Annotated in this window: 8 protein-coding genes; 3 read left to right on the plus strand and 5 right to left on the minus strand. The window is 73.8% G+C overall.

All coding sequences use genetic code 11. From position 1 onward, the window contains the following. Complete coding sequence (locus tag JAP66_RS22945) at positions 1 to 1,014, minus strand: YciC family protein (protein WP_199433895.1); 1,014 nt, start codon at positions 1,012 to 1,014, stop codon at positions 1 to 3. A 135-nt stretch (positions 1,015 to 1,149) separates the two neighbouring features. Here JAP66_RS22945 and JAP66_RS22950 point away from each other — a divergent pair, with 135 nt between their 5' ends. Beyond that, entirely contained in the window at positions 1,150 to 2,211 is a 1,062-nt protein-coding gene (locus tag JAP66_RS22950; RefSeq protein ID WP_199433896.1) for a neutral zinc metallopeptidase, read from the plus strand. 96 nt (positions 2,212 to 2,307) lie between these two features. Here JAP66_RS22950 and JAP66_RS22955 read toward each other — a convergent pair whose 3' ends face one another. The 4 genes from JAP66_RS22955 to JAP66_RS22970 all read right to left on the minus strand — a co-directional run bounded on the left by JAP66_RS22955 (position 2,308) and on the right by JAP66_RS22970 (position 10,470). After that, positions 2,308 to 2,748 (minus strand): hypothetical protein, encoded by a 441-nt coding sequence (locus JAP66_RS22955; protein ID WP_199434012.1) that lies wholly within the window; start codon positions 2,746 to 2,748, stop codon positions 2,308 to 2,310. A gap of 100 nt (positions 2,749 to 2,848) precedes the next feature. Then, positions 2,849 to 3,853 carry a potassium channel family protein gene (locus JAP66_RS22960; protein WP_199434013.1) on the minus strand — a complete coding sequence of 335 codons (1,005 nt, stop codon included), beginning with the start codon at positions 3,851 to 3,853 and terminating at the stop codon, positions 2,849 to 2,851. Between the two features lie 168 nt (positions 3,854 to 4,021). Then, positions 4,022 to 7,261, minus strand: a complete 3,240-nt coding sequence (locus tag JAP66_RS22965) for an ATP-dependent helicase (RefSeq protein WP_199433897.1) — start codon at positions 7,259 to 7,261, stop codon at positions 4,022 to 4,024. Beyond that, positions 7,258 to 10,470: an ATP-dependent helicase gene (locus tag JAP66_RS22970; protein WP_307849688.1), complete on the minus strand. Its 3,213-nt coding sequence runs from the start codon at positions 10,468 to 10,470 to the stop codon at positions 7,258 to 7,260. Before JAP66_RS22970 ends, JAP66_RS22965 begins: the two co-directional genes overlap by 4 nt. Before the next feature lie 60 nt (positions 10,471 to 10,530). Between JAP66_RS22970 and JAP66_RS22975 the strand changes: the two genes are divergently transcribed. Beyond that, positions 10,531 to 10,821, plus strand: a complete 291-nt coding sequence (locus JAP66_RS22975) for an MGMT family protein (RefSeq protein WP_199434015.1) — start codon at positions 10,531 to 10,533, stop codon at positions 10,819 to 10,821. Between the two features lie 14 nt (positions 10,822 to 10,835). Beyond that, positions 10,836 to 11,702, plus strand: coding sequence for a siderophore-interacting protein (locus JAP66_RS22980; RefSeq protein WP_199433898.1), 867 nt, complete (start codon positions 10,836 to 10,838; stop codon positions 11,700 to 11,702). Positions 11,703 to 11,715 lie beyond the last annotated feature (13 nt).

The raw sequence follows: 11,715 nt of genomic DNA on the forward strand, positions 1-11,715 counted from the left end.
CTACGCCGTGCCCGCCGCGCGGGCGAGCTCCAGGTCGAGGCCCTCCTTGCGCATCCGCTGGTCGATGTAGAGCAGCGCGGTGACCAGCGCGACGAACGGCACGGTGATCGTCTGCGCGATCGCCTCACCGATCCGGACGATCAGCAGGTCACCGACGGACATGCCGGTGTCCATGGAGAAGGTGCCGCCGAACGCGCCGAACGGGATCTGGATGACGAGGCTGATCACGATGGCGATGATCGTGGCGAGGATGAGCACCCCGAACACGCGCCACCAGGCACCCCGCACGAGCTCGCGTGACCGGCGCAGCGCCCCGCCGACCCGGCCGCGTTCGAGCAGCAGCGCCGGGGTGGCCAGCGCGAGCAGCACGTAGACCCAGATGCCGGGCAGGATGCAGAGGAACAGGCCGACCATCACGGCGAGCGTGACCACCAGGGTCAGCCCGAACAGCGGCAGCAGCCGCGGCTTGAGCTCCGTCCACGCCTCACCTGCACTGATCGACTGGCCGAGCACGGCCTTGCCCGCCACGACGGTGAGGAAACCGGCGAGGAACGTCTGCGTGAGCACGGTGATCAGGGCGGCCACGCCGCTGCTGGCGAGGCTGTCCTGCAGCGCGGTGAAGGTCTGGTCGAGCTGCTCCTCCGGCGGGGCGTTCTCGTCGATGGTTACCGCCTGGTTCAGCGAGTCCAGCACGGAGAGGTCCGCGATCAGGTACAGCACGGCGCTCAGCAGCGCGACCACCGCCGACGCGCCGAACACCACACCGGCGTGCCTGCGCATCGTGGTGATGGCACCGTCCAGGATCTCGCCGAGGCTCAGCGGCCGGAGCGGGATCACCCCCGGTTTGCCGTGTCCGAGCGGCGACCCGGGGCCGGGCCCACCCTGCTGCGGGTACTGCGGATACTGCGGTTGCTGAGGCTGCTGCGGCTGCTGCGGTCCCTGTCCCGGCTGCTGGCCACCTCGCCGTGGGTCCTCGTCCGGGTTCGGCGTGGACCAGCCGGTCGAATCCGTCATGGGGAGATCCTCGCTCCTGTCTTGGCAGTACGCATTTCGGTCGTGTGGATTATGCAAGCCGGGCCGAGCCGGGGGATCAGTCGTGGCACGCTCGTTATGCTGCCCTGAGCAACGCCGAGGACGGGGACAGCAAGCATGACGCAACCGCCGCACGGCCCCCAGTGGCCCGCCCACGGGCCGGGTGGCCACGGTTACCCCCCACCTCCCCAGCCTCCCCGGCGGGCGGCCCGGTGGCCGGTCGTCGCGGCGTCGGTCAGCGGGGTGGCACTGCTCGTGGTCAGCCTCGTCGTGGTGATCACCCTCACCAGCGGCAATGACCAGCGTTCGACCGACACCGGTTATCACGGTTTTCCGGGGGCCACGACCGGCGGCCCGCCGCCACCGACGACGACCGAGTCGCCGACGAGCACCACCCGTGAGACGACCACGGAGCGGACGACGACGGCGGTCACCGAGCCCAGCCAGGAGCGGGAGCCGCGGAAGATACTCAAGCTCGCCGACCATCCGCTGCTGCAGGATCCCGACGCGGGCCTGCAGAACCTCGTCTGCGAGCTGCCGCCGTGGCGGACCGACCAGGCCGCCGCGGAGGCGTTCTTCACGGCGGCGCGGCAGTGCCTGGACGCCGCGTGGGGACCGCTGCTGGAGCACTACAACCTGCCGTTCACGCCGCCCACCCTCCACTTCCCGACCGGCGACGGCTTCTCGACCGAGTGCGGCAACATCCAGGTCGGCATCGCCACGGCCGCGTACTACTGCGAGAACAGCCTGTACGTGCCGTTCGCGGGACTGCAGACCGACCAGTACGGCGACAACCCCGGCGTCTACCTCGCCCTGTTCGCGCACGAGTACGGACACCACGTGCAGGAGGTGGCCGGCATCATGGACGCCGCGTGGGAGGAGATCTACGCGGCGGGCCAGGACAGTGAGGCAGGGCTGGAGATGTCCCGCCGCAAGGAGCTGCAGGCGCAGTGCTTCTCCGGGATGTTCCTCGGCGCGCACGTCGACCGCGGCGGCACGATCACCCGCGACATGTACGACAAGGCGTGGCAAGACCAGGAGACACGCGGCGACGACACCTCGGGCACCCGCGACCACGGCAGCAACGCGCACTACGCGGACTGGTGGCGCGCGGGCGCCGTGGACAACCGGATCGCCGACTGCAACACCTTCGCCGCGAGCAGCGCCGACGTCTCCTGACGCGTCCCTTCGCGAGTCCCCCACTCGAGCCCGCGATTTCTGCATCCGCGACAACGCGAACGCGGAACTCGCGGGTCTGGGCGGGGGACTCGCGGGTCAGGCGAGGGCGGGAACGCGGCGCGGGCCGCGGACGACGAGGTAGGCGTAGAGCCCGCCCGCGCCGCAGCTGAGCACCAGCAGCGCGAGCCCCACCGGGCGGCGCAGGTCGCTCGTGCCGCGGACGGTGCTGGCGTGCCGGACCTCGATGAGGCCGCTGCCCGGGTCGGCAGGCACGGCGACGTCGAGCTGCTCGTCCTGGTCGTGGCCGCAACCGCTGAGGATGCCGTTGCGCTGCTCGCCGTTCAGCTCGAAGGCGACGGTCTCCTCCGCGCCCGGCGTCGTGCAGTCCGCGGGCAGGGTGACGGTCGCCCGCACCACCTGCCGCTCCTCTGTCACGACCGGGCCGAACAGCGAGGGACCCATCCACCAGCTCACCAGCAGCACCAGCAGGCCGGGGAGCGCGGCGACACCGAGCGCCTTCCAGGTGAGCGACGGCACCGGCCGTCCACGTTCCGCTCGCTGCCGCACGCCGCCATGGTCCCAGATCACCGGGGCAAAACCCAGGCAGCACCGGCCGGGCCGGCTTCATACCACCCGCTCAGCGCACCTTCTCCGCCGCGGGGGTGACCTTCTGGATGTAGAGCAGCCGGTCGCCGTGCTCGATGGCGTCGGCCTCAGGGGCGTCCACCCGGAACAGCCTGCCGTCCCGGACGATGCCGAGCACGATGTCGGGCAGGTGCCGCGGCGACCCACCCTCCTCGGAGGCCTCCACCTGCCGTTCCGCGATCGCGAGACCGGCCTCGGGAGTGAGCAGGTCCTCCACCATCGCGACGACCAGCGGGCTGCGGGTGGCCATCCCGAGCAGCCGTCCCGCCGTCTCGCTCGACACCACCACCTGGTCGGCGCCGGACTGCTTCACCAGGTGCACGTTCTCCGCCTCGCGCACCGAGGAGATGATGTGCGCCTTCGGGGCCAGCTCCCGCGCCGTCAGCGTGACGAGCACCGCGGTGTCGTCACGGTTGGCCGCGACGACGATCGAACGGGCCCGCTGCACGCCCGCGACCCGCAGCACGTCGGCCCGCGTCGCGGTGCCGTGCACGGTGATCAGCCCCCGCGCGGCGGCGGAGTCGAGCGCCTCCTGGTCGGTGTCGACGACCACCACCTGGTTCGGCTCCATGTTCTCGTCGACGAGCAGCGTGTTGACCGCGGAACGGCCCTTCGTGCCGAAGCCGATGACCACCACATGGTCACGCACCTTGCGCCTCCACTTCTGAATCCGCAGCGCCTGCCGGGAACGCTCGGTGAGCACTTCCAGTGTGGTACCGATGAGCACGATCAGGAACAGCACCCTCAGGGGCGTGATCAGCACGACATTGATCAGCCGGGCCGTGTCGGTGACGGGTGCGATGTCACCGTAGCCGGTGGTGGACAACGACACCGTCGCGTAGTAGAAGGCGTCCAGCAGCGAAACGCCGTCGTCGTTGACGTCGCTGTAGCCGTCCCGGTCGAAGTAGACCAGCAGCACCATCGCGAGCAGGGCACTCAGCGCGATCATGACCCGGCGCAGGAAGGCGAAGCCCGGACTCACCGTCGACTCGGGCATCCGGATGACGCCGACGAGCGCGTGGCCCGGCTGTTCGGTTATCCATTCCGCGCGCAGGCGCGACCGGGAACGCTTGATCACGAGGTCGGAGCCTAGTCGCTGTCGCCGACGGCGCACGACGGATGTGCTCGGCCGCGAGCCGCGACTCCATATCGCTACCCCGCCGCTCTACTCGGCCGGCGGGACGGTGCGCAACAGGTCCCGCAGCCCGTCTGCGTCGAGCAGGTCGACCGGACGGACCGTGCGGCCCGCCCGCACGTAGTGGAAGGCGGCCCTGACCTTCTCCAGCGGCGCGCCGCTCAGCCCCGCCCACGCCAGCCGGTACGCCGCCAGCTGCACGGCAAGCGCAGGCAGCCTGCCCGAGTCGGGCACCGCGCCGGTCTTCCAGTCCACCACGGTCCAGCCGCCGTCCGGGTCGGCGAAAACAGCGTCCATCCGGCCACGGACGGTCACGCCGTCGATGTCGGTGGAGAAGGGCACCTCCACGTCGTGCGGCGTGCGCAGCGCCCATTCGCTGCGCTCGAAAGCCTCCTGCAGCGTCTCCAGCTCGGCGTCCGTACCACTCGCGTCGAAGTCGGCCGCGCCGGGCAGGTCGTCGATCTCCAGCAGCCGCTCACCGGCGAACCGCCGCTCCAGCCAGCCGTGGAAGGCCGTGCCGCGCCGGGCGTAGGCGTTCGGCCGGATCGGCAGCGGCCTGCGCAGCCGTCGCGCCAGCGCCTCCGGTTCGCCGGCCAGCTCGACGAGCTGGCTCACCGAGAGCTGGCCGGGCAGGGCGATCCGCTCGCCGCGGCCCGCGGCCCGCTCCCGCTCGGCGAGCAGCACGTCGGTGTCGGCGATCCAGCCGTCCGGATCGTCCTCCGCGTCCTTCTCGGCAGGGTCCTCCGGGTTCTCCAGCGCGGCCAGCACCAGCTCGGCGCCCTCCCGCACGGCGGACCGGCGGGAGCCGAGCGGATCGGCAGGCCACCTCGCCGACCGGGCCGTGGTGTGCAACGGGTTCGGCTCGTCCGGGTCCGGCTCGGGCGCCCACCGCACGACGGTGCCGGTGCCCTCGTGCTCGGCGAGCACCCCGGCCAGTTCGGTCAGGAACTCCGAGGGGCCCTTCGGCTTGCCGCTGCTCTCGTTCCACCAGTGCCCGCCCGCGAGCAGGCAGTGCTCCGAGCGGGTCAGCGCGACGTAGCAGAGCCTGCGCTCCTCCTCGCCGTGCCGCTCGGCGAAGCGCTGCTCGTGCTCGGCGCACGCGTCGAGGACCTCCTTGCGGTCCTCGGTGCCGTGCAGCGCGAGCTCCGGCAGGTCCTGCGCGTCGCCGCGCAGCACGGCAGGCAGCTCCGGCACGGTCTTCAGCCACGACGACGAGCGGCGCCTGCCGGGGAAGGTCTCCCGCACCAGGTGCGGGACGGCCACCACCCGCCATTCCAGGCCCTTGGCCGAATGCACGGTGAGCACCTGCACGCGGTCGGGAACCACCTCCACCTCGCCGGGCGGCAGCCCGTCCTCGGCGTGCTCCGCTGTCGCCAGGTAGTCCACAAAGGACAGCAGGGTCGCGGTGGGCGCGTTCTCGGCGTACTCGGTGACCACGTCGGCGAAGGCGTCGAGATGCACCCGCCCGGCACTGCCCGGCCTGGCCAGCGCCTCGACGTCGAGCAGCATCGTGCGCTCCACGTCGGCCACCAGCTCCGGCAGCGGCTGGTCGAGCCTGCGGCGCAGCGCCGACAGCTCGGCGGCGAGCGTGCGGATCCGCGCCAGCCCCTCCGCCGAGTAGCGCGCCGGGTCACCCGGGTCGTCGAGCGCGTCGACCAGGCCCGCCTGCTCGGCGCGCTCGGCGATCAGCGGCGCACCGTCCGGACCGGCCGCGGCGGGGGCGGAGAGCTCGTTGGCGCGGCGCCACAGGGCCGCGAGGTCGGCGGCGGCCAGCCGCCAGCGGGCGCCCGTGAGCAGCCGGGCGGCCGCGGTGCCGGCGAGCGGCTCGGCGAGCACCCGCAGCGTGCTGACCAGGTCGGCGACCTCCGGCTCGTCCAGCAGCCCGCCGAGCCCGACCACCTCCACCGGCAGTCCCTGCGCGCGCAGCGCGGCGGCGATCGGGGCCATGTCGGCGCGCCTGCGCACCAGCACCGCCGCGGTGGGCGGCGAGCCGCTCTCCGCACGCTCGCGGAACCACACCCGCGCCATCTCCTCCGCCAGCCACTCGCGCTCCGCGCGCACGTCCGGCAGCAGGGCGCACCGGATGTCGGCCGGACCCGCGCCGTCGCGGGCGCGCAGGCGCTCGACGCCGAGCCCGCCCGCGCGCAGCGGCTCCGCCACCGCGTTGGCCAGGGTCAGCACCTCGGGCGGGTTGCGGAAGCTGGTGCGCATGCCGTAGCGGTGCGCGGGCACCAGCCGCCGCCCCTCCCGCCGGGGGAAGTCGGTGACGAAGCGCGGCAGGTTGGCCGCGCTGGCGCCACGCCAGCCGTAGATGGCCTGTGCCGGGTCGCCGACGGCCGTGGCCGGCATCGGGTCGTCCCCGCCGAACAGCGCCCGCAGCAGCACCCGCTGGGCGTGCCCGGTGTCCTGGTACTCGTCGAGCAGCACGGCCCCGTACCGGTCGCGCTCCCCCGCGACCACCTCCGGATGCGCGTCGGCCAGCCGCGCGGCCAGCGACATCTGGTCGGCGAAGTCGAGCGCCCCCTCGGCCCGCTTGCGCCGCTGGTAGTCCTCGACCAGCGGGAGAAGCTGGAGCCGGAACCGCTGCGCGGCGACGATGTCGGTCAGCGCCACCGGCAGCGCCGCCCGCTGGCCCTTGGCCCGCGGCGCCTCCTCGATGATCCGGCACAGCCGCTCGGAGTACTCCCGCAGCCGCTCCGGCTCCACCAGGTGCTCCCCCAGCTCACCGGCGAGGGCCAGCAGGTGCGCGGTGACCGAGGCGGGCACCCGGTCGGTGTCCAGGTCGCTGTCCCATCTCGCCACGACACGGTGCGCGAGCTGCCAGGACGCGGTCGGCGACAGCATCCGCACACCGGGCTGCACGGGCAGCCGCAGGCCGTGCTCGGCGAGCAGCCGCCCTGCGTAGGCGTGATAGGTGAGCACGGTCGGCTCACCGGCCAGCACCGCGAGCCGCCGCTCGCCGCCGGGATCGAGCCGGTCGAGCAGGCCGGACCCGGCGAGCCTGCGGAGCCGGGCGCGCACCCGGTCGGCGAGCTGCCGGGCCGCCTTGCGCGTGAAGGTCAGGCCGAGGACACGCTCGGGGGTCACGAAGCCGTTGGCGACGAGCCACACGACCCGCGCGGCCATCGTCTCGGTCTTGCCCGCCCCGGCACCCGCCACCACCAGCGCGGGCTCGGCGGGCGCGGCGATGACCGCTGCCTGCTCCGGGGTGGGTTCGTGCAGGCCGAGGGCGTGCGCGACCTCGGCGGGCGAGACGACGGCTTCGCTCACGGCCCGGTCACCTGCCTGCCTTCGGGACGCAGCGGGCACGCGGTGCGGCCGGGACAGCGGTCACAGTCCGCGTTCTCGTGCGCGGCGTACTCGGGGCCCGCCGCCGAGGCGGCCGCCGCGCGCACGAGATCGAGCCACTCCCGCCCGCTCTCCTCGTCGAGTGCGGGCTGGTCGCGCTGCGTGGCGCCGGTCTTGTTGTGCGCCTTCGCGACGTAGACCAGCTTCGCCCCGCCGGGCTCGCGGCCGTGCTCGGCGAACGCGCCGAGCAGCGTCGCGAGCTGGTAGGCGGCCAGCTGCGGATGCTTCTCGGCGTCGCCCGCGCTCACCGCGTTCTTGCTCGTCTTGACGTCCACGATCACCGGGCGGCCCTGCCGGTCGACCTCGAGCCGATCGACGCGGCCGCGCAGCCGCACGCGCAGCTCCTCCGCGGCGGCGGGCAGCTCGGCCTCCATGTCCAGCTCCACGGCGAGCTGCGTCAGCTCGTCCCGGCTCTGCCGCAGCCAGGTCAGGAAGTTCTGCACCATCCGCTCCACCCGGCGCCGCTCCCGGCGGGAGAACCAGGGCGCACCCGCGTCGACCCGCGCCCATGCCTTGTCCAGCGCCTCGCGCAGCTGCTCGTCGTCGGCGCCGCTCGCAGCCGCCTGGGCGAGATCGTGCACGAGCGTGCCCGTGACGGCGGCCAACTGCACCGGATCGCTGCCGCCGTGGCGTTCGAGCAGCCACCGCAGCGGGCACCTCGCCAGGACATCCACAGTGGACGGCGATACGCGCACGACGTCGCCCTGCGAGTACAGCGGGGTCTCGGAGGACGGCCCGGTGAGGCCGTACCAGTAGTCGGGGTGCGCGCCCGGCACACCGGCGGCGGCCAGCCGCGCCAGCTGCCGCGCGGCCCGCTCGCGGCGGCGCGGCTCGGCCTCGCCGTCGCACGCCACCGACCGCAGCTCCCCGACGAGCTCGGCGAGCACCAGAGAGCGTTCCCGGGTGTACTGGCGGACGTCGGGACCGGGCTCGTCCGTGCCCGTCTCGACGAGCTCGTCGACGAAGCGGGACGGCTGCTCGTCCTCCCCCTGTACGGCGCTGAGCAGCAGCGTCTGCCGCGCACGGCTGGCCGCGACGTAGAACAGCCTGCGCTCCTCGGCCAGCAGCGGCGCCGTGGCCGAGACCGAGTCACCGTCCACACCGGACAGCAGGTCGACCAGCCGCTCGACGCCGAGCAGGGAGCCGCGCAGCCGCAGGTCGGGCCAGCTGCCCTCCTGCGCCCCCGCGACGGCGACGACCGCCCATTCCCGGCCGGCCGCACCGTGCGCCGTGAGCAGCGAGACTCCCTCGCCCCTTGCCGCGACCGGGGCGAGGCTGTCCCCGGCGATGTGCTGCGAGCCGAGGTAGTCGACGAACCCGGCGACGCTCGCCTTCGGCAGCCGGTCGACATAGCGACCGGCGGCGTGGAACAGTGCGACGACCGCGTCGAGGTCCCGGTCGGCCTGCGCGGCGAGCGAGCCGCCCCGGCCGAGCTGGCGCAGCAGCCTGCCCTCCAGGCCGCTGCCCTGCCACAGCTCCCACAGCACGTCCTCCACACCGTCGCCCCGCGTCACGGACTCGCGTGCGGCGGCGAGCAGGCCGCCGATGCGGCGGACCGGTGCGGCCTCCGCGTCGGCGAGACCGGCGAGCACGTCGTTGTCCCGCAACGCCTCCACGAGCAGCTCGTCGCTGGAGCGCTCGCCGCCCGCGGCGATCTCCAGCCTGCGCAGCCCGCGGCGGAGGCGGCGCAGCGCGAGCGGATCGGCGCCACCGAGCGGCGAGGACAGCAGCATCTCGGCGAGGTCGGGATCGAGCGCGCCGGGATCGGCGGCCAGCCGCAGCATGGCGAGCAGCGGGCGGACGCCTGGCTGGCGCGCGAGGGCGAGCTCCTCGGTGGCCGAGGCGATCGGCACGCGGGCGGCCCCGAGCGCGCGCTGCAGCACGGGGAACGAGCGCGCCGGGGAACGCACGAGCACGGCCATCTCCGACCACGGCACCCCGTCGATGAGGTGCGCCCTGCGGAGCTGGTCGGCGATCCAGCTCGCCTCGGCGGCGGGGGTCGGCAGCAGCCGGGCACGCACCGTGCCCTCGGTGCCCTCCGTGCTCTCGGTGCCTGCCGGCTCGGGCGCGCGGTGCCGGGCCGCGCCGGGCAGGCCGCCGGCGACCTTGGCGACCGCGGCATGCACCGCGCGCGGCAGCCGGTGGGTGCGGGTCAGCGTGATCGTGCGCCCGCCGTCGGGGTCGGCGTCGGCGAGCCGGCGCGGGTCGGCGCCACGGAAGGAGAACACGGACTGGTCGGGATCACCGGCCAGCACGAAGTCGTCCGCGCCGCCGCCGAGCAGGCGCAGCAGGCGGAACTGCAACGGGTCCAGGTGCTGGGCGTCGTCGACGAAGAGGTGCCGGACGCGGCCCTGCTCGCGGGCCAGCAGGTCCGGGTCGCCCTCCAGCTCGACGAGCGCGCTCGCGACCAGCTCGGCCGCGTCGAGCGCGGGCGAGGTGGGCGTGCCCAGCGCGTGCCCTCCCGAGCCCTGCAGGAGCGTGACCTCCTCGTACTGCCGCCAGAAGCGCCCGGCCGCGACCCACTCGGCCCGCTGCTGCTGGCGGCCGAGCTTGATCAGGTCCTCGGGGCCGAGGCCGCGCTCGGCGGCGCGCAGCAGCAGGTCGCGCAGCTCCTCGGCGAAGCCGGGCACGGACAGGGCGGGCCGCAGCTCCTCCGGCCAGTCGGTGGCACCCGCCTCCCGGTCACCGGCGAGCAGTTCGCGTACGACGACGTCCTGCTCAGGGCCGGAGAGCAGCCGGGGCGGCTGGACGTCGTTCATGTTCGCCTGCAGGCGCAGCACGGCGAAGGCGTAGGAGTGCACCGTGCGCACCATGGGCTCGCGGATGGTGCGGCCCGCGTGCGCGTCGTCGGCGGTGAGGCGGCGCGTGATGTCCGTGCGCACGGCGTCGGCGGCGCGACGGGAGGCGGTGAGCACGAGGAGGCTCTCCGGGTCGGCTCCGCCGAGGACCCGTTCGGCCGCGGCGGTAGCGAGCAGGGTGGTCTTGCCGGAGCCGGGACCGCCGAGCACCCGCACGAATCCCCGAGGTGCGGCGAGCAGCCGCCGCGCGCTCTCGTCCCACGCGCGCGGCGGCGGTGCCGGTACGGGTGAGCGCACCAGCCGCGCGTTGGTCTGTGGCCGTCGTCTGCTCACGGGAGAGATGGAATCATGAGCCGCAGACAGAATCGCGCGGCGGCACGGCGGGATGTGCGGATGGACGAGGAACTGCACGAACGAGTACGTGATGTCATCGCGTCGATCCCGCCCGGCAAGGTGTCGACCTACGGGGACATCGCGGCCGCGGCGGGTGCCCCCTCTCCTCGGCTGGTCGGCCGGATCCTCGCCGAGGACGGTCAGGACGTGCCGTGGCATCGCGTGCTGCGCGCCAACGGAACCCCGGCGCCGCATCTCGTGCACCGGCAGCTCGAACTGCTGCGCACGGAGGGCGTGCTGGCCGAGGGGCAGCGGGTCGATCTACGGAGGTACCGCTGGCAGGCTCAGTAGGTTAGCCTTGCCTAATGACGACGCAGGCGCAGACGACACCGGCATCGCTGACCTACCGTTCGATGCGGGTCGGTACCGTCCGGCGGCTGACCCGGCATCTGGTGCGGATCACCTTCACCGGTGAGGACCTGCGCGACTTCACCGACGTGGCACCGGATCAGTACCTGAAGGTGTTCTTCCCGCTGCGGGACGAGGAGCGGCCGCGGCTGCCGCCGCCGATCTCCGGCGACGTGATGTCGTGGTACCGGACCTACCTGGCGATGCCGGACGACGTGCGGCCGCCGATGCGCACCTACACCGTCCGTGCCTTCCGGGCGGAGGTGCCCGAGCTGGACATCGACTTCGTGCTGCACCCGGACAGCGGCCCGGCGGCGCGGTGGGCGGCGAGCGCGGCGCCCGGTGCCGAGGTCGCGTTCCTCGGGCCGAGCGGCCTCTACGCCGTGCCGCGCGACACCGACTGGCAGCTGCTGGTGGGCGACGAGTCGGCGATCCCGGCGATCGGCGCGATCCTGGAGTCGCTGCCCGCAGGCTTCCCCGCCCGGGTGTTCGTCGAGGTGGACAGCGCGGAGCACGAACTGCGTCTCGACACGGCCGGGGAGGTCGACGTGCGGTGGGTGCATCGGGGCGGCGCCCGGCACGGTGCGGCGGTGCTGGCGGCGGTGCGGACCGCCGCTTTCCCCGCGGGGCAGCCCTACGCGTGGCTTTCCGGCGAGGCGGGCATGGTGAAGTTCCTGCGCCGCCACCTCGTGCGGGAGCGTGGGGTGGACAAGCGGGCGATCACGTTCACCGGCTACTGGCGCCTCGGCCGCAGCGAGGAGGAGCAGGGGCGCGAGCAGGTCCGCAAGATCGACGCAGGCGAGCCGCCCGACGAGGTCGACTGACTCGTGAGTGCGC

The organism is Qaidamihabitans albus (assembly GCF_016464705.1).
Lineage (GTDB): Bacteria > Actinomycetota > Actinomycetes > Mycobacteriales > Pseudonocardiaceae > Qaidamihabitans > Qaidamihabitans albus.